Consider the following 17,705-nt stretch of genomic DNA (forward strand, 5'->3'; position numbering starts at 1 on the left):
CGCACGGCGCGCCGGCCGCACTCCCCCCACACACGAAGGCCCCGCTCCGGTTCCGGAGCGGGGCCTTCGTACGCGTGCGGCGCGCGGGATCAGTCGTTCGGGACGACCTCGTAGCGCGGGGTGTTCTCCGCCATCTGGCGCAGCGCGTCCTTGCGGTCGCGCTTCGAGAGGCGGTCGATGTACAGGTACCCGTACAGGTGGTCGGTCTCGTGCTGGAGGCAGCGGGCGAAGTAGCCGGTGCCGCGGACCTTGATCGGGTTGCCCTGCGCGTCCTGGCCGGTGACCTCGGCGTAGTCCGGGCGGGCCAGCGAGGCGTACGCGGTCGGGACCGAGAGGCAGCCCTCGTTCGAGTCGTCCAGCACGCGGGCCGCGGCCGGCAGCTCGACGAGCTTGGGGTTGACCACGACGCCGGTGTGGCGCACGCCGTCGTCGTCCGGGCAGTCGTAGACGAAGACCTTCGCGTCCACGCCGATCTGGTTGGCGGCCAGGCCCACGCCCTCGGCGGTCTTCTGGCTGGCGAACATGTCGTCGATCAGCCGCGCCAGCTCGTCGCCGAACTCGGTGACGTCCTTGCACTCGCTGTGCAGAACCGGGTTGCCGACCACCGTGATCGGGCGGGACGTACCGCGCTCGCGGTAGGCGAGCTCGCGCGCCTCACAGTCCTCGGTGTCCACGACGTAGCCCTCGTCGTCGATCGGGGTCACCTGGTTCTCCTGCTGCGCCATGTCCGCCGTACGCCTTCCCTCAAGTCCGTGGTGTGCCCGTACAGCCTACGGCCCTGGCTCAGCAGACTTCCTCGAGATCCCGCCACTCACGGCTGTCGGGGCTGTCGGCGACCCAGCCGTCGAGCAGCCCGCGCACCAGACCGGCCGGGGCCGCGATGCCGCATTCGCGCTCGGGTACCCACAGGGAGCCGGATCCGGCCGTGCGGTGGCCCAGCGGGCCGGGGTGGCCCGGTTCGCTGTGGTCGTGCGGGTCCAGGTGGTCGCCGTTGTCCTCGCCGCTGGGCATCGCGCTCTCCGAACAGGTCCGGCACAGCAGGCGCACCGAGGAGGACCAGTCCTCCGCGGCGAAGCCGGCGTCCGAGGCCAGCTGCTCCAGGGCGTCACGGTCGGCCTCGGTGGCCGCCTCCAGCAGCACCACCCAGGTCGGCACCGGGGAGGGGGCCCAGAGCTCGATCTCGTCGAAGACCGGGTACGAGGGGCCGGCCGCGGTGATCCGCTCGCCGTGCGGCACCCCGTCGTGCAGGACGACCTCGCCCCAGCGACGCCCCGAGGAGGGCAGCGGGATCGACAGGACCTCCATGCGGGCTGGATCGAGCCTGCGGCCCCACACGACCTCGGCCTCGCCCTCGGGCGACAGCCGTACGGCCGCGCTGCCCAGCTCCATGCCCACCGGCTCGCCCGTGCCGGCCGTGCTGTGCGGGTCCCCGGGCACCTTCAGCCCGTACGCCTGCCAGGCCCGGCGGGCCAGCGGCCAGTCCTGGAGGGCGGTCGCGGCGATGCCGACGTTCCACCAGTCCGGGGCTCCGGTCTCCCGGTCGAGCAGGGCCACGGCACGCAGTCCGGCGGCCCTGGCCTGCTCCCAGTCGTGCCGGAACTTGTGGAGAAGTGCCAGGTTGAACCAGGACTCGGACAGCCAGGGCTCCAGGTCGGCAGCCCTGGTCAGCAGCGCGCCCGCGTCCTCGTACCGACCGTCGCCGATCAGCGTGAACGCGCGGTCGGTGGCCTGCCGCCACGAAGCGGAGGGCCGATGCCGTACCTTCCCGAAGATCCTCACGATTCCCGCCTGCTTGGGGGCACCCCCAGCGGTGGCTGGGGGACAGGTGCTGCCTTGCGCACACCCTCACGGACACTCCTACTGCATCCAACCATGCCCGCTCGGACGGCCGCTCATTACCCATGGGTTACCCCGGCGGAACGGGTACGACTCTGCCGCGTCCGCCCCTGGCCAGAACCCTCGCCAGGGACTCCACGACCTCCGGCTGGTAGTCGTGCCCGGTGCCCAGGCGCAGCTGTTCGAGGGCGGCCAGTGAGCCGCCCGGGTGACGGCCGCTCCCCGCCAGGTCGTCGTACGCGTTGACCGCGCGCACGATCCGGGCGGCGACGGGCTGCTCACGGTACGGATCCGCCTGCCGTTCCACGATCACCGCGACCTCCGCCGGCACTCCCGTCTGGCGGGCCACCTCGCCGCCCAGCTCGGCGATCCGGCGGGCCTCGGCGGCGGGCAGCGAGGCGGTGGCCCCGTCGGGGACGGGGTCGACGAGGGAGAGCTGGCCGATGTCGTGCATCAGCGCGGCGTACTCCAGGACCGTGAGCTCCCGCTCCGACAGGCCCAGCTCGCGGCCGACGGCGCGGCTGAGGGCGGCGACCCGGCGGGCGTGCCCGGGGGCGGTGTACCCGGCGATCTCGGTGGCCCGGGCGAGGGAGGTGATGGTCTGGCGGTAGGTGGTGCGGACGGCGGCGATCCGGTGGAAGGACATCTGGGTCAGCAGCAGCGGTACGCAGAGGACCGGCAGGGCCCAGGGGCCGGCCACGGCCACCCCGAGGGCCATCACGACGCCGGTGGCGCAGATCGCCGAGCCGGCGCCGGGCAGGGCGCGCAGCTCGTCGCGGAGCAGGGGGCCGTACGGCCAGCCGGTGCAGGCCCCGGCCGTGACGGCGGCGAGCACGGCGTCGCACAGGGCGGTGAGGCCCAGCAGGAGCAGCAGGAACAGGACGGGGTACGGGCCCTGCCCGAGCCGGTCGCCGAGCCGCCCGGAGTTGTGGAGCGGCTGGAAGCAGGCGGCGGCGAAGGCCACCGTGAGCACCCGGCGGGCCACGTGGTCCAGGGCCGGGCCGTGGCCCCGGGCGATGTGCGGGACGGTGCCGACGAGGGCGGCCGCGACGACGACGGCGACGGTCTGGAGCACCCCGTGGTGGGTGGGGTGCCCGGCGTTCTGTCCGAGCAGGGCGTACGCGAGGGCTCCGGCGGAGCCGAGCGGTGCGGGCCGGCTGTGCCCGGCGGGCCCGGCCCCGTCGCCGGCGCGGTCCGGGCGGTGGTCGCGGCGGGCGAGTTCGCCGAGGGCGACGAGGGTGCCGAAGGCGAGGGCGGTGCCGGGCTCGACGACGCCGGTCCACAGGGTGTGGCCCAGCCCGGCGGCGGTGAGCACGCCCGCGGCGGCGCGTACGGCCCAGCCGGCGAGGGCCCTCACCGGCCGCCGCCGGCCCGCCCGGCGGGGTCGGCGGTCCGCGGCCCTGCGCCGCCGCCCCCGGCACCCGCTTCGTCGTCCGGGGCCGGACCCGGCCGCGGCGGGGCCGGGGCGGCGGGGATCACCTGGAGGTCCTCGTCCGAGGTGACCACGGGGTGCCAGCCGTGCCGGCCGATGGCGGCGACGAGGGCCCGGACCATCGCCGGGTCGTACTGCGCCCCGGCGCAGCGCTCCAGCTCCGCGAGGGCGGTCGCCACCGGCCGGGCCCGGCTGTAGGAGCGGGTGGAGGTCATGGCGTCGAAGGAGTCGGCCACCGCCACCACGCGGGCCAGGACCGGGATCTGCTCGCCGCTGAGCCCGTACGGGTAGCCGGTGCCGTCGACCCGCTCGTGGTGGTGCAGGATCGCGGACCTCGCCTCGCCGAGGAATCCGATGCCCCGCACCATCTCGTGCCCGTATTCGGGGTGGAGTTCGATGGTCCGGCGCTCCTCCGGGGTGAGCGGCCCGTCCTTGCGCAGCAGCCGGGTCGGCACGCCGAGCTTGCCGACGTCGTGCAGGATCCCGGCGATCCGGACCACTTCGAGGCGGTCGTCCGCCATGCCCAGCTCGCGGGCGATCATGGCGGAGGCCTGGCCGACGCGTTCGCTGTGCCCGCGCGTGTAGCGGTCCTTGATGTCGACGGCCTGCACGAGGGCGCGGATCGTGGCCCGGTGCGCGGCGCGTTCGCGGTGGTACTGGGCGAAGACCCAGCAGGAGATGTACATCGGCAGCAGGACGAGCAGGGCGGCCGGAACCCCGTACGGGCTACGCCACATGACGGCCATCATCAGGCCGGCGAGCCCGTGCACGCAGTGCGGGGCCAGCGGGGCGGCCGCCAGGCCCCGCAAGGCGGTGGCGGCGGGGCGGTGTTCGGCGGCGGCCAGGACGGCGCCGTCGAGGACGGTGAGCACCAGGCAGAAGACGACGGCGGCGACGGCCGCGGGGAGCATCACGTACGGGAAGTCGGCCACCCGGGCGGCGGGCTCGCCGTCCGCTGCGGGCCGCCCGGTGAGGGCTTCCCGGCCGCCGAGGAGCCCGTAGACCCGCCCGGCCGCCCACGCGGCCGTCGCCTGCTGGGCGGCGTGCCAGATCCGCCGGACCGGGGCGGGCCGCCGCACGACGCTCTGCGCGAGTCCCCCGGGCACGGCCACGAGGGCGGCGGCCGACGGCGGCAGCAGGAAGACGGCGGCCATCACCACCGGGAAGAAGGAGCCGATGCCCTCGGGGACCCGGCGGCCCAGGAAGGGGAGGTTCCGTGCCGACTCGCAGCCGGGGCAGAGGAGGGCCAGCAGGGCCACCGTGGGCCACGGCGTCGCGGAGCCCGCGAGGAGGGCCGGGGCCGCGCAGGCCGAGGCGGCGAGGACGACGGCCAGGACGCAGGCGCGCGCCATCGGCGGAAGTACCCGCATGGCGCTCTCCTCCCCAGGGGCCGGGAAAACCGGGTACCGGACGTGAGCGGTACCGCGAGGGGAGAATAGGTCGGCCCCCGAACGGAGCGGGGCACATTTTCGCATTGCGCCGTACGGGCGCCCCCGGATTAGCACCTTCGAGTGAACGAAGTGGGCTTCCGGGGGCGGCGGTTCAACGGGGACCGGGCTGTTCAGCCGGTCGCGGGCCCGGCGGTGATGTCGCCCTCGGGCACGGCCTGACCCGAACGGATCAGTTCGATCCGTCCCATGACCTTGGAGCGGAGATCGGTCGGCACGTCGTCCGATCCGCAGCAGCGCTTGACCAGCTTCTTCACGGCCTGTTCCAGCCCGTACTTCTCCAGACAGGGATTGCATTCGCCGAAGTGCGTCTCGAACTTCGTGCAGTCACTGTCGGGCATCTCGTGGTCCAGGAACTCGTACAGATGGTCCAGGACCTCGGCGCACTCCGTCTCGTGCGGCTCTCCGCAGCTCATGAGCCCGAGCCTTTCAGGTCGTTCGACTCTCCCGCGCCGGCGGGGACCAGCCCGCGCTCACGGGCATAGTCCTCCAGCATTCCGCGGAGTTGACGGCGCCCACGGTGCAGCCGCGACATGACCGTACCGATGGGTGTACCCATGATGTCCGCGATCTCCTTGTACGCAAAGCCCTCTACGTCGGCAAGATAGACCGCGATGCGGAACTCCTCCGGAATGGCCTGGAGCGCCTCCTTCACGTCCGAATCGGGCAGGTGGTCGAGCGCCTGCGATTCGGCGGAACGCAGACCGGTCGACATGTGCGACTCGGCGCGCGCCAGCTGCCAGTCCTCGATCTCCTCGGCGGCGCTGCGCTGGGGCTCGCGCTGCTTCTTGCGGTAGGAGTTGATGAACGTGTTGGTCAGAATGCGGTAGAGCCACGCCTTGAGGTTGGTGCCCTCGCGGAACTGGTGGAAGGACGCGTACGCCTTCGCGTAGGTCTCCTGGACCAGGTCCTCGGCGTCGGCCGGGTTGCGCGTCATGCGCAGCGCGGCGGAGTACATCTGGTCGAGGTAGCCGAGGGCGTCCCGCTCGAAACGCGCATTGCGCTCAGCGGTCGTCTCCTGTGCCTGGCCTTCGTCGGTCCCAGCGACAGGACCCACCTCCTCCGACAGCGTGGCGGCTCCGAAAGCGGATCCGCTCGAATCGGAGAATAGTCGACCATCCCGGCCCTCCGCCGCCCGAAGCGAACCGCGCTTGGGGGCAGGCAGCACCGTCCAGTCCAGGTCAGCGGCCTGCGGGCGGTTCTGGCTGATGACCTGGGTCATGCGCTCCCTCTCCTCCGACGTTCTTTTCCCTGCGTTCCGACACTCCCCACAACAGGCGGCCGGGGCAGCGCATTCCCCGGTGCGCCAAGGGTTTTCGGGAGTTCCGGGGGCCTGGCGGGGGCGGGTGAGCGGGGTCACGCCGGAATCTGTCAGGTCCGGGCCGCCCCGGCACCGGCGCGGGGCCGTCCGGGGCATCGTCCGGGCCCGCGGGAGCCCTCCGGGGCTCAGCCGAGGAGCCGGGCGAGCCACGGCGCCACCGCGCCGGTGATCACTTCCAGGGCCCCGTCCTGGGTCAGGTCCGCCTTCTTCGGCACGGCGAACCCGTGGTCGCCGAAGGGCACCTCCACCAGTTGGTGCTCCCCCTCGGGGAACTCGTCCGGCCGCCCGAAGGCGTCCCGTCCACCCTGCACCACCAGCACGGGCCGCCCGGCGCCCAGCAGCTCCTCGGCCCTGGACTTCTCCGGCCTGCCCGGCGGGTGCAGCGGGAAGGCCAGCGCGAGCACCCCGGCCGCGCCCAGCCCGGCGGCGGTCCGGCAGGCCACCCGGGCCCCGGCGCTGCGCCCGCCGGCCACCACGGGGAGGCCGGGCCGCTCCAGCGCGGGCCACAGGGCCCGCCAGCCCTCGTCCAGCACCTTGGGCGCGGCGGCGACCTTCTTCCCGGCCACCCGCCAGGGCTGCTCGACCAGGGCCACGGTGACGCCCCGGGCGGGCAGTGCCGCGGCCAGGGCCTGGAGGTCACGGGCCTCGATGCCGCCGCCGGCGCCGTGGCCCAGGGCCAGCACCAGCTTCGCGGCGCGGGCGCTGTGCCAGGTGATCCGGGCCTCGCCGACGGGGGTGTCCACGCTCTCGGTACGGGTGCTCATGGGCCCATCCTGCCGGGCTGCGGGGGCCGCTCCGCCGCTGGGACACGGCCTAGAACAGCGTCGCCTCCTCCGGGCCCTCCAGCTCCTGGAGCAGCTCCGGCCCGTTGTTGCGCACGCTGCTCACCGCCGTGGCCACGGGGTAGGCCCGCATCAGCCCGCCGGGCGGGGGTGCCAGCAGGTCCCGCAGGCCGTTCTCGTCGGTGCGGGCGGGGTCCAGCCAGGCGTCCCAGCGGTCCGGGGGCAGCATCAGCGGCATGCGCGGGTGGATCTCGGAGAGCGAGCGCGGGCCCTCGGCGGGCGCCACCCCCAGCGGGGTGGTCTCGGCCTCGGCGGTGATCACCGAGCAGGTGGCCCACCAGGCCGCCGGGTGGTCGGAGGGCAGGGTGGCATCGCGCCAGAACTCGTAGATCCCGGCCATCGCGAGGACCGAGCCGTCGGCGGGGAGCACGAAATAGGGCTGCTTGCGGCCCCGCTTCTTCTTCCCCTCCACCTCCAGCTGGCGCTCGTCGTGCTCGGTGACCCACTCGTAGTACCCGTCGGCGGGGACGATGCAGCGGCGCTGCGCGAAGGGGCGGCGGAAGGACGGCTTCTCGTGCAGGGTCTCGGACCGGGCGTTGATCATCCGGGCCGCGCCCTCGGGGTTCTGCGCCCAGGAGGGGACCAGGCCCCACTTGAGCACGCGCAGCTGGCGAACCGGACGGGGGTCCCGCGCGTCTTTGAGGGGACGGTCGAGGACGACGTGGACCTCCTTGGTCGGCGCCACGTTCCAGTCGGGGGCCAGGGTCTCCTCCGGCTCCCACCTCTCGATCCCGAATATCCCCGCCAGCTCCTGGGGCGTCCGACTCGCCGCAAACCTTCCGCACATGGCTGACACACTGCCATGGACCCGACCCCCGACCGCAAGGAGTCCGCCACTCCATGAACATCAGCACGCCGGCCGGCCTCTGGGACCGGCTCACCGGAATACAGACCCCGCCCTCCTGGTGGCTGGTGGTGGCGACCGGCCTGGCCGCGCTCGCGGTCGTGGCGCCGCGGCCGGTGTGGCTGGTGGCCCGGAACGCGATCACCATCGCGCACGAGGGCGGCCACGGGCTGCTCGCCGTCCTGACCCGCCGCCGGCTCACCGGGATCCGGCTGCACTCCGACACCAGCGGAGTCACCCTCAGCTGGGGCAAGCCCACCGGGATCGGGATGGTCCTGATGCTCGCCGCCGGCTACACGGCGCCCGCTCTGCTGGGCCTGGGCGGGGCGGCCCTGCTGGCGGCGCACCGGATCACGCTGCTCCTGTGGGTGGCGACCGCGCTGCTGCTGGTGATGCTGGTGATGATCCGGAACGCGTACGGGCTGCTGACGGTGGTGCTGACCGGCGCGGCCTTCCTGCTGGTGTCCTGGAAGGCCCCGGAGGCGGTGCAGGCGGCGTTCGCGTACGCGGTGGTGTGGTTCCTGCTGCTGGGCTCGGTGCGGCCGGTGTTCGAGCTCCAGGCCCAGCGCCGGGGCGGCGCGGCGCCGGAGTCGGACGCGGACCAGCTGGGCCGGCTCACCCACGTGCATCCCGTCGCCTGGCTGCTCCTGTTCCACACGGTCACCCTGTGCTGCCTCATCGGCGGCGGGCGCTGGCTGCTCGCCCTCTGAGACGGGGCCGCGATCCAGATCCGGGGCCGTGGGAAGCCACTAAAGTAAGGGCCATGACCGAGACCCCCGCGCTCCACGACCTCTGGCCCGCTCCGTTCGCGGAGGGGGCCGTCCACGCCACCGTCACCGTGCCTGGGTCCAAATCGGTCACCAACCGCGCCCTCGTGCTCGCCGCCCTCGCGGCCGAGCCGGGCTGGGTGCGCCGCCCGCTGCGCTCGCGCGACTCCCAGCTGATGTCGGACGCCCTGCGGGCGCTGGGCGTCGGCATCGAGGAGACCGTCTCCTCCAGCTCCGCCGACGGCGACAGCGGCGAGGCCTGGCGGGTCATCCCCGCCGCCCTGCACGGCCCGGCCACCGTCGACGTCGGCAACGCGGGCACGGTCATGCGCTTCCTGCCGCCCGTGGCCACACTGGCCGACGGCGACGTCCGCTTCGACGGCGACCCGCGCTCCTACGAGCGCCCCCTCGGCCAGGTCATCACCGCGCTGCGTACCCTCGGCGCCCGGATCGACGACGACGGCCGGGGCGCCCTGCCCATGACCGTCCAGGGCGGCGGGGCCCTGGAGGGCGGCACGGTCGAGATCGACGCCTCCAACTCCTCGCAGTTCGTCTCGGCGCTGCTGCTGTCCGCGCCGCGCTTCAACCAGGGCGTCGAGGTCCGGCACGTGGGCGGCAGGCTGCCGTCGATGCCGCACATCCGGATGACCGTGGACATGCTGCGCGCGGCGGGCGCCCAGGTCGACACCCCCGAGGCCGGAGGCGAGAAGGACGTGTGGCGGGTGGCGCCCGGCGCGCTCCTCGGCCGCGACATGGTCGTCGAGCCGGACCTGTCCAACGCCCAGCCCTTCATGGCCGCGGCGCTGATCACCGGCGGCACGGTCACGATCCCGGACTGGCCGCTGCGCACCACGCAGCCCGGTGACGCGCTGCGCGAGATCTTCACCGCGATGGGCGGCTCCTGCGAGCTGACCGAGGCGGGCCTGGTCTTCACCGGCACCGGCAAGATCCACGGGATCGACGTGGACCTGAGCGAGGTCGGCGAGCTGACCCCGGGCATCGCGGCCGTGGCCGCGCTGGCGGACTCGGAGTCGGTCCTGCGGGGGGTCGCGCACCTGCGGCTGCACGAGACGGACCGCCTGGCGGCGCTGACCGCGGAGATCAACGGCCTCGGCGGCGACGTCACCGAGACCGAGGACGGCCTGCGGATCCGCCCGCGCAAGCTGCGCGGCGGCGTGTTCCACACGTACGACGACCACCGCATGGCCACGGCCGGCGCGGTGATCGGCCTGGCCGTGCCCGGCGTGGAGATCGAGAACGTGGCGACGACCGCGAAGACCCTGCCGGACTTCCCGAAGATGTGGACGGACATGCTCGCGGGAGCGGATGCGGGAGCGGGAGCGTAGGGGCCCGGTCATGCGCAGGTACGGCAAGCACACCGACGAGGACGACATCCGCCAGCGCCCGAACCCCAAGGGCAACCGGGCCAGGACGAACATCCGGCCCAAGCACGAGGACGCCGCCGACGGCTTCGTCCTCACCGTGGACCGGGGCCGGCTGACCTGCCTGGTCGAGGACCGCAAGATCACCGCGATGAAGGCCCGCGAGCTGGGCCGCAAGGCCGCGGTGGTCGGCGACCACGTGTCGCTCGTCGGTGACCTGTCCGGCAAGAAGGACACCCTCGCGCGGATCGTGCGGATCCAGGAGCGCAAGTCCGTCCTGCGGCGCACCGCGGACGACGACGACCCGTACGAGCGGGTGGTCGTCGCCAACGCCGACCAGCTGGCCATCGTCACGGCGCTGGCCGACCCGGAGCCCCGGCCCCGGATGATCGACCGCTGCCTGGTGGCCGCGTACGACGCCGGGCTGGAGCCGCTGCTGGTGCTCACCAAGTCCGACCTGACCTCCGCCGACAAGATCCTGGAGGTCTACTCGACCTTCGGGCTGAACTACGTGGTCACCAACCGCGAGGAGCTGGCGACGGGCGATGCCGCCGAGCGGGTGCGCGAGCGCCTGGAGGGCCGGATCACCGCCTTCGTCGGCCACTCCGGCGTCGGCAAGACGACGCTGGTGAACTCTCTGGTCGGCGCGGGCCGCCAGCGGGCCACCGGGCACGTCAACGCCGTCACCGGCCGCGGCCGGCACACCACCACCTCGGCGCTGGCGCTGCCGCTGCCCTCCGGGGACGGCTGGGTCATCGACACCCCGGGCGTGCGCTCCTTCGGCCTGCACCACGTGGACCCGTCCCGGGTGGTCCTGGCCTTCCCGGAGCTGGTGCCGGGCACGGAGGAGTGCCCGCGCGCGTGCAGCCACGACGAGCCGGACTGCGCGCTGGACCGGTGGGTGGAGGAGGGCCACGCGGACCCCGCGCGGCTGTACTCGCTGCGGCGGCTGCTCCAGACGCGCGAGCGCCGCGAGGGCGACTGACCGAGGGCGGTGGCGGGCCGGACCGCGGCAGGTTGATCGTCCGGCGGGGTTTGCCACCGGCCATGTCTGGTAAATGCATAATCGCACCAAGTGACGCCGAGTCACCTGACGCGGGGAGGCATACGCCATGGCGTGGCTGCTGGTCGTGGTCGCCGGGATCCTGGAGACGGGCTTCGCGGTCTGCCTCAAGCTGTCGCACGGGTTCACCCGGCTGTGGCCGACGATCGCCTTCGCGTGCTTCGCGCTCGGCAGCTTCGGGCTGCTGACCCTCGCCCTGAAGAAGCTGGACGTGGGGCCGGCCTACGCGGTGTGGACGGGCATCGGCGCGGCCGGGACGGCGATCTACGGCATGGTGTTCCTGGGCGACCTGGTCTCCACTCTCAAACTCGTCTCGATCACGCTGGTGATCCTGGGGGTCATCGGCCTCCAGCTCTCCGGGTCGGCGCACTGAGCAGCCGCAGCAGCTCCGCCGCCGCCGGCTCCTGGCCCGGCTCCCCCGGCGCGACCACGTAGGACAGCGCGAGCCGTACGGCGAGCTCGCAGCGGCGGGCCGGCTCCTGCGGCAGCGCGGCCGCGGCCCGGTCTCGCGCCGCCCGGGTCAGCTCCCCCGGCCCGAGCGCCTGCCGGCCCCCCGCCGGGGGCGGCGAGGGCAGGCCCGGCCCCCAGGAGCCGGTCAGCAGCGCCCGTACGAGGACCCGGGCGCGGGCAGCCCGTACGGTCCAGTCGGCGACGGCGGCGAGCCGCTCGGCGGAGCCGCGCGCGGCCGGGGCGGTCAGCGCCCGCTCCACCCCGTCGAGGTACCAGTCGGCGGCGCGGCGCACCAGGGCCCGGCCCAGGCCCGCCTTGCCGCCGAACTCGTTGTAGAGGGTCTGGCGCGACACCCCGGCGGCGGCCGCGACTTCGACCATCCGCACGGCCGGCCAGGGCCGGGCGGCCAGCGCGGCCTCGGCCGCTTGCAGCAGGGACTCACGGGCCGTCGGCATCGCCACCTCCCCGCTGGGTTAGCCGGCCGCGCTTCCCCACCAGGGTTGACGGGTCGCCAGATCCCGTCAAGGGCGCGTCCCGGCCGCACTGTGGACCTCGTTCGCCGGGCCCGGCGTGTCCCGCTACTGTTCGGCCATGTCCACGTATGCCGATGACCTGCGCCTCGCCCTCGAACTCGCCGACGCGGCGGACGCCGCCACGATGCAGCGCTTCCGCGCCCTCGACCTCCAGGTCGAGACGAAGCCGGACATGACGCCGGTGAGCGAGGCCGACAAAGCGGCCGAGGAGGTCGTCCGGGCCGGGATCCAGGCCGCACGCCCCGACGACGCGATCCTCGGCGAGGAGTACGGGCTCAAGGGCGAGGGCCCGCGCCGCTGGGTCGTGGACCCGATCGACGGCACGAAGAACTACGTGCGCGGCGTTCCCGTCTGGGCGACGCTGATCTCCCTCATGGAGGGGGACGCGGACGGGGTGTTCCGTCCGGTCGTCGGCGTGGTCTCGGCCCCGGCGCTGGGCCGCCGCTGGTGGGCCTCGCAGGGCGGGGGGGCCTTCGCGGGCGGCGCGCTGGGCGAGCCGGCCGGGCCGGTCTCGGTGTCGAAGGTGGCCTCCCTGGGCGACGCCTCGTTCGCGTACTCCTCGCTGAGCGGCTGGGAGGAGCAGGGCCGGCTCCCGGGCTTCCTGGAGCTGACGCGCGAGTGCTGGCGCACGCGGGCGTACGGGGATTTCTGGCCGTACATGATGGTCGCGGAGGGGTCGCTGGACCTGTGCGCCGAGCCGGAGCTGAACCTGTGGGACATGGCCGCGATCGCGGTGGTGGTGCAGGAGGCGGGCGGCCGGTTCACGAGCCTGGACGGGGTGGACGGGGTGGACGGCGGCAACGCGGCGGCCTCGAACGGCCTGCTGCACGACGAGATGCTCGGGTACCTGAACCGGAAGGCCTGACGCCCTTCCCCCCGGCGCCCTCGCGCGCCGAGCGTGCCCTCTTGATGGCTTTCCGTGTCCGTGGGAATCTGAGGATCCCCCCGCTTGTGCGCTTGTGAATTCCTTCTCTAAGTGGAGGCCGTTCACGCGACGCACCCCACCCAGGCGGGGGCTCACCCAGGAGGTGGCTCTCTCCATGCTCGTCCGCGACGCCATGAGCACCGTGATCCTCACCCTCGGACCCGCCCACTCCCTCCGTCAGGCGGCCTGCCTGATGTCCGGCCGGCGCGTGGGCGCGGCCGTCGTCCTCGACCCCGACCACAGCGGGATCGGCATCCTGACCGAGCGCGACATCCTGAACTCGATCGGCGCCGGCCACGACCCCGACCGGGAGTCCGTGGGCGCGCACACCACGAACAACGTCGTCTTCTGCACCCCCGACGCGACCGTGCAGGAGGCCGCGGAGGCCATGGTCCACGGCGGGTTCCGGCACCTGATCGTGCTGGAGGACGGCGGCCCGGTCGGCATCGTCTCCGTCCGCGACGTCATCCGCTGCTGGGTACCGGCCCGCCGGGCCGTGCCCGCGTAGAAAGCCGTCGGGCCGGCCCCCTGGCGGGGACCGGCCCTTCGACTCTCGGCGAGCAACCGTCAATTGAGGTTCCCCTACGGCGCGCAACCACCTCCGCGAGAGCGGCGGCGGTTCGGCCGCAAAGCGGGGTGTCAGCCGCGAAGGGCCTGGACCGCGGCTTCGAGCCGCTTGCCGAAGTCGGCGTCCGCCCGGCGGAAGTTGTCGACGGCGCGGTCGACGATGTCGTCACGGGAGACCTTGGCGATGAAGCCGGACAGGTTCTCGATCAGACGGGACTTCTCGTCCTCGGAGAAGAGGCGGTAGAGGTCGCCCGCCTGGACGAAGTCGTCGTCCTCGGAGTGCGAGGGGGTGGCGTGGTTGCCGGTGCCGCCGGCGACGGGGGTGGACTCCCACAGCGGGCGGCCGGTCTGGGCGGGGCCGCCGAAGCTGTTGGGCTCGTAGTTCTTGGAGCCCTTGTGGCGGCCGTCGTACAGGTGGCCGTCGCGGGAGTTGGTACGCGCCTCGGTGGCGTGCGGGCGGTTCACCGGCAGGTGGTCGGCGTTGATGCCGACGCGGTAGCGGTGGGCGTCGCCGTACGCGAAGAGGCGGCCCTGGAGCATCTTGTCCGGGGAGGGGCCGATGCCGGGGACGAAGTGCGCCGGGGAGAAGATGCTCTGCTCGACCTCGGCGAAGACGTTCTCCGGGTTGCGGTTGAGCTCCAGCTTGCCGATCTCGATCGGCGGGTAGTCCGCGTGCGGCCACACCTTGGTGAGGTCGAACGGGTTGAAGCGGTAGTTCTCCGCGTCGGCCGCCGGCATGATCTGGACCTGCACGGTCCAGGTCGGGAACTCGCCGCGCTCGATGGACTCGCGCAGATCGCGCTGGTGGGAGTCCGGGTCCTCGCCGGCGAGCCGGTTGGCCTCGGCCTGGGTGAGGTTCTTGATGCCCTGGTCGGTCTTGAAGTGGTACTTGACCCAGAAGACCTCGCCGGCCTCGTTGCTCCACTGGAACGTGTGCGAGCCGTAGCCGTTCATGTGGCGGTAGGACGCCGGTATGCCGCGGTCGCCGAACAGCCAGGTCACCTGGTGGGTGGACTCGGGCGACAGGCCCCAGAAGTCCCAGACGTTGTCCGGCTCCTGCGAGCCCGTGTACGGGTCGCGCTTCTGGGTGTGGATGAAGTCGGGGAACTTGATGGCGTCCCGGATGAAGAAGACCGGCGTGTTGTTGCCGACGAGGTCGTAGTTGCCCTCTTCGGTGTAGAACTTCAGCGCCCAGCCGCGCGGGTCGCGGCGCGCGTCGGCGCCGCCGAGGCTGTCGGCGACCGTGGAGAAGCGCAGGAACGTTTCGGTCTGCTTGCCGACCTCGGAGAGGAACTTGGCGCGGGTGTACCGGGTGACGTCCGCCGTCACCGTGAAGGTGCCGTAGGCGCCGGCGCCGCGGGCGTGCACCACGCGCTCCGGGATGCGCTCGCGGTTGAAGTGCGCGAGCTTCTCCAGCAGGAGCTGGTCCTGGACCAGGACCGGACCACCGACGCCGGCCGTCTCGCTGTTCTGGTTGTCGGCGACCGGAGCCCCGGCCTCCGTGGTGAGCGGTCCCTGCGTCACGTGCGCCTCCTGCGTCATTCCTGCATGTCCTGTCCTTGGCGTTTGCCGTAATCGATCCTACGATGGACTTTGTCTAAGTCAAGTAAGCATCCAAGTCCACATCGGTTCGGGATCTACACCGATTCCCCACTGTTAGGCTGGCGTGTATGAGTGACCTGCTGGAACGACTTCGCGGACGCGGCTGGCGCATGACCGCCCAGCGCCGCGTCGTGGCCGAGGTGCTCGACGGTGACCACGTTCACCTGACGGCAGACGAGGTGCACGCACGCGCTGTGACGAAACTGCCCGAGATTTCTCGAGCGACCGTCTACAACACCTTGGGCGAGCTCGTATCCCTCGGCGAGGTCCTGGAAGTCTCGACGGACCGGCGGGCCAAGCGGTACGACCCGAACGCCCACCGTCCCCACCACCACCTGGTCTGCGCCCAGTGCGGCGCCATCCGGGACGTCCACCCGGCGGGCGACCCGCTGGCCGACCTGCCCGACGGCGAGCGCTTCGGCTTCGTGGTCTCGGCGGTCGAGGTGACGTACCGCGGGGTGTGCCCGAACTGCGCGGGCGCCTGAAGTTCCACGGAAGAAGGCCGGGAGCCCTGGGCTCCCGGCCTTCTTCGCGTTCAGGAACGACCCGGAAAACGACCCGAGGCCCGGATCCATGGGATCCGGGCCTCGGGCCTTCAGTAGCGGGGACAGGATTTGAACCTGCGACCTCTGGGTTATGAGCCCAGCGAGCTACCGAGCTGCTCCACCCCGCGTCGGTAAACACGACTCTACGGGAGGCCACCCGGCAGATGCAAATCACTTGTACGGGACCTACGCGGACAGCTCCTCCGCCAGGGCGTCGCGCAGCCGGGCGGCGCGCTCGGACACCTCGGCCGGGCCGAGCTCCATGGCCCGCACGCACCACTTCTGCCCCTCGGCGAGGTCCCCGTGCCGGGCCGCGAGCAGCCCCAGCCGCAGGGCGGCCCGGCCGTGCCCGGCCACCGCCGCCCGGGTCCACCACAGGGCCGCCTCGGGTTCGTTGCCCTCGCGGGCCAGCAGCAGCCCGAGGTTGAAGGCGCCGTTGCGCGAGCCGGACTCGGCCGCCTCCCGGTACCACCGGGCGGCCACCGTGAGGTCGCCCCGGGCGGCGGCGAGCATGCCGACCCGCACCTGGGCCCGGCGGTGGCCCTGCTCGGCGGCGCGCGCGTACCACTCCTCGCTCTCGGTACGGGCCGCTCCGCCGACGGGCTCACCGAGGGCCACCGGCTCCGGCGGCGGGGCCAGCGACTCCAGCAGGGCGGCCAGCCGGAAGGCCGCCTCCGCGCTGCCGCCGCCCGCCGCGCAGCGCAGGTGCCGCTCGGCGGCCCGCTCCTCGCCGTCGCGCACCAGGGCGATCCCGACCTGGAGCGCCGCGTCGGTGTGCCCGGCGGCGGCGGCCCGCTCGTACCACCTCAGGGCGGAGCGGTCCTCGTCGCGGCTGGCGAAGAGGATCCCGAGGTTGAAGGCGGCGTCGACGCTGCCGGCCTCGGCGGCCTTGGAGAACCACGGCTCGGCCCCGGCCGCGTCCCCGGCCTGGAGCAGCATGATCGCCAGCGCGTTGGCGGCCTCGCGGTGGCCGGCGTACGCGGCCCGGCGGTACCACTGCTCGGCCTGCGCGGTCCGCTCCTGGGCGGCGCAGAGCAGGGCGAGGTTGTAGGCGCCGTTGTGGTCGCCGGCGTCCATCGCGACCCGGTACCACTTCTCGGCCGTCTGGGTCTCGCCGCGGGCGGCGTGCAGCGCGCCGAGGGCGTTCGCCGCGTTGCCGTCGCCGTCCTGGGCCGCGCGGTGCCACCAGGCGGCCGCGCTGTCCTCGTCACCGGCATCGCGCAGCAGGAAGCCGAGGGCGCAGGCTGCCCGGGCCTCCCCCTGCTTGGCCGAGCTGAGGTACCAGCGGCCGGCCTCCTTCAGCTCGCCGCGGGCCTCCAGCAGGGCGCCCAGGTGCAGGCCGGCGCGGCGGTGCCCGCGCGCGGCGGCCTGGCGGTACCACTGCTCGGCCTCGGCGGGGTCGCCCTTGCGCAGGTGGCGGGCGAGCCGGTACGCGGCCTCGCGGTGCCCCTGCTCGGCGGCGGCCCGGAACCAGCGCTCGATGCCCTTGTCCCCGCGGTGTTCCAGCAGGTCGGCCAGCCCGTAGGCGCCCAGGGCGTGCCCTGATTCGGCCGCCTGGCGCAGCCAGTACTCGGCGGCGGGCTCGTCCCCGCGCTCGCGGTAGTGGCGGCCCAGGGCGTGCGCGGCGGGGGCGGAACCGGCGACGGCGGCGACCCGCCACCAGACGGCGGCCTCGTCGGGGTAGCCGCGCTGGAGGAGCAGGACCCCGAGGTTGTTGGCGGCGGCGCGGTCGCCGGCTCCGGTGGCGCCGCGGAGGTAGGGCTCGGCCCCGGCCAGGTCGCCGCGGCGCAGCAGCAGGGCGCCGAGCACGCTCATGGCGCCCGCGTCGCCCTTGTCGGCGGCCACGCGGTGGCGGGCCTCCAGCTCGGCGTCGGTGGCGCCCTCGGCGTCCCCGAAGGCTTCTGCCGCGAAATCCGCATCGGTCAGTGCGGTCTGCGCGTTAACGGTCGGAGCGGCCTCGCCCGTTCCCGCGCCCGACTCGGCCTCCGCCCTCACAAACCGCCCTGTCTCCAGCAGAGTTGACCTGTCCCCCATAAATCCCATCGTCGCATCACCTGCTACCCGCGTACACCTGGTATGTCGCAGCCAGTGAGGTCACTACAGCGTTTTGTCGACATGCCCACAGAGAGACAAGTCAAACACGCTCGC

Annotated in this window: 18 protein-coding genes and 1 tRNA gene; 7 read left to right on the forward strand and 12 right to left on the reverse strand. The window is 73.4% G+C overall.

Features of this window, described 5'->3' with window-relative positions; all coding sequences use genetic code 11:
• Positions 1 to 89: 89 nt before the first annotated feature.
• The 8 genes from def to ACZ597_RS02450 all read right to left on the reverse strand — a co-directional run bounded on the left by def (position 90) and on the right by ACZ597_RS02450 (position 7,666).
• The gene (gene def, locus ACZ597_RS02415; protein ID WP_469111164.1) at positions 90 to 725 is read right to left on the reverse strand and encodes a peptide deformylase; all 636 of its coding nucleotides are present in this window, start codon (positions 723 to 725) and stop codon (positions 90 to 92) included.
• Between the two features lie 58 nt (positions 726 to 783).
• Positions 784 to 1,779 (reverse strand): tetratricopeptide repeat protein, encoded by a 996-nt coding sequence (locus ACZ597_RS02420; protein WP_471323862.1) that lies wholly within the window; start codon positions 1,777 to 1,779, stop codon positions 784 to 786.
• A gap of 127 nt (positions 1,780 to 1,906) precedes the next feature.
• Positions 1,907 to 3,193, reverse strand: a complete 1,287-nt coding sequence (locus ACZ597_RS02425) for an HD-GYP domain-containing protein (protein ID WP_471323865.1) — start codon at positions 3,191 to 3,193, stop codon at positions 1,907 to 1,909.
• Positions 3,190 to 4,638, reverse strand: coding sequence for an HD-GYP domain-containing protein (locus tag ACZ597_RS02430; protein ID WP_471323868.1), 1,449 nt, complete (start codon positions 4,636 to 4,638; stop codon positions 3,190 to 3,192). Before ACZ597_RS02430 ends, ACZ597_RS02425 begins: the two co-directional genes overlap by 4 nt.
• A 191-nt stretch (positions 4,639 to 4,829) precedes the next feature.
• The gene (gene rsrA / locus ACZ597_RS02435; RefSeq protein WP_388933841.1) at positions 4,830 to 5,132 is read right to left on the reverse strand and encodes a mycothiol system anti-sigma-R factor; all 303 of its coding nucleotides are present in this window, start codon (positions 5,130 to 5,132) and stop codon (positions 4,830 to 4,832) included.
• Positions 5,129 to 5,773, reverse strand: a complete 645-nt coding sequence (locus ACZ597_RS02440) for a sigma-70 family RNA polymerase sigma factor (protein WP_007266438.1) — start codon at positions 5,771 to 5,773, stop codon at positions 5,129 to 5,131. The genes rsrA and ACZ597_RS02440 overlap by 4 nt, the downstream gene beginning before the upstream one ends.
• Positions 5,774 to 6,162: 389 nt before the next feature.
• A complete protein-coding gene (locus tag ACZ597_RS02445) occupies positions 6,163 to 6,801 on the reverse strand; it encodes an alpha/beta hydrolase family protein (RefSeq protein WP_471323871.1) in 639 nt (212 codons plus the stop codon).
• Positions 6,802 to 6,850: 49 nt separating this feature from the next.
• Positions 6,851 to 7,666, reverse strand: coding sequence for an SOS response-associated peptidase (locus ACZ597_RS02450; protein ID WP_471323874.1), 816 nt, complete (start codon positions 7,664 to 7,666; stop codon positions 6,851 to 6,853).
• A gap of 53 nt (positions 7,667 to 7,719) precedes the next feature.
• On the opposite strand from ACZ597_RS02450, the gene ACZ597_RS02455 reads away from it, so the two are divergent.
• The 4 genes from ACZ597_RS02455 to ACZ597_RS02470 all read left to right on the forward strand — a co-directional run bounded on the left by ACZ597_RS02455 (position 7,720) and on the right by ACZ597_RS02470 (position 11,308).
• Positions 7,720 to 8,433, forward strand: a complete 714-nt coding sequence (locus ACZ597_RS02455; RefSeq protein WP_471323877.1) for a M50 family metallopeptidase — start codon at positions 7,720 to 7,722, stop codon at positions 8,431 to 8,433.
• 53 nt (positions 8,434 to 8,486) lie between these two features.
• Positions 8,487 to 9,836, forward strand: coding sequence for a 3-phosphoshikimate 1-carboxyvinyltransferase (aroA, locus tag ACZ597_RS02460; RefSeq protein WP_471323880.1), 1,350 nt, complete (start codon positions 8,487 to 8,489; stop codon positions 9,834 to 9,836).
• 10 nt (positions 9,837 to 9,846) lie between these two features.
• Positions 9,847 to 10,857, forward strand: coding sequence for a ribosome small subunit-dependent GTPase A (gene rsgA, locus ACZ597_RS02465; RefSeq protein WP_471323883.1), 1,011 nt, complete (start codon positions 9,847 to 9,849; stop codon positions 10,855 to 10,857).
• A 127-nt stretch (positions 10,858 to 10,984) separates the two neighbouring features.
• Positions 10,985 to 11,308, forward strand: a complete 324-nt coding sequence (locus tag ACZ597_RS02470; RefSeq protein ID WP_007266432.1) for a DMT family transporter — start codon at positions 10,985 to 10,987, stop codon at positions 11,306 to 11,308.
• Here ACZ597_RS02470 and ACZ597_RS02475 read toward each other — a convergent pair.
• Positions 11,274 to 11,840, reverse strand: coding sequence for a TetR/AcrR family transcriptional regulator (locus tag ACZ597_RS02475; protein ID WP_471323887.1), 567 nt, complete (start codon positions 11,838 to 11,840; stop codon positions 11,274 to 11,276). The genes ACZ597_RS02470 and ACZ597_RS02475 overlap by 35 nt on opposite strands.
• A gap of 136 nt (positions 11,841 to 11,976) precedes the next feature.
• Between ACZ597_RS02475 and hisN the strand changes: the two genes are divergently transcribed.
• Complete coding sequence (hisN, locus tag ACZ597_RS02480; RefSeq protein WP_471323890.1) at positions 11,977 to 12,783, forward strand: histidinol-phosphatase; 807 nt, start codon at positions 11,977 to 11,979, stop codon at positions 12,781 to 12,783.
• A 175-nt stretch (positions 12,784 to 12,958) separates the two neighbouring features.
• The gene (locus tag ACZ597_RS02485; protein ID WP_427710389.1) at positions 12,959 to 13,351 is read left to right on the forward strand and encodes a CBS domain-containing protein; all 393 of its coding nucleotides are present in this window, start codon (positions 12,959 to 12,961) and stop codon (positions 13,349 to 13,351) included.
• A gap of 131 nt (positions 13,352 to 13,482) precedes the next feature.
• Here ACZ597_RS02485 and ACZ597_RS02490 read toward each other — a convergent pair whose 3' ends face one another.
• On the reverse strand, positions 13,483 to 14,952 hold the full coding sequence (locus tag ACZ597_RS02490) for a catalase (RefSeq protein WP_471323892.1): 1,470 nt from the start codon (positions 14,950 to 14,952) through the stop codon (positions 13,483 to 13,485).
• Positions 14,953 to 15,080: 128 nt separating this feature from the next.
• Here ACZ597_RS02490 and ACZ597_RS02495 point away from each other — a divergent pair, with 128 nt between their 5' ends.
• Positions 15,081 to 15,497: a Fur family transcriptional regulator gene (locus ACZ597_RS02495; protein WP_388933871.1), complete on the forward strand. Its 417-nt coding sequence runs from the start codon at positions 15,081 to 15,083 to the stop codon at positions 15,495 to 15,497.
• A gap of 114 nt (positions 15,498 to 15,611) precedes the next feature.
• Here the strand turns inward: ACZ597_RS02495 and ACZ597_RS02500 are convergent.
• Together ACZ597_RS02500 and ACZ597_RS02505 are read right to left on the reverse strand one after the other, a co-directional pair.
• Positions 15,612 to 15,685: transfer RNA gene (locus ACZ597_RS02500), tRNA-Met, on the reverse strand.
• A 58-nt stretch (positions 15,686 to 15,743) separates the two neighbouring features.
• On the reverse strand, positions 15,744 to 17,600 hold the full coding sequence (locus ACZ597_RS02505) for a tetratricopeptide repeat protein (RefSeq protein ID WP_471323895.1): 1,857 nt from the start codon (positions 17,598 to 17,600) through the stop codon (positions 15,744 to 15,746).
• Positions 17,601 to 17,705: the final 105 nt, after the last annotated feature.

Source organism: Streptomyces sp. NPDC040718 (genome assembly GCF_055593565.1).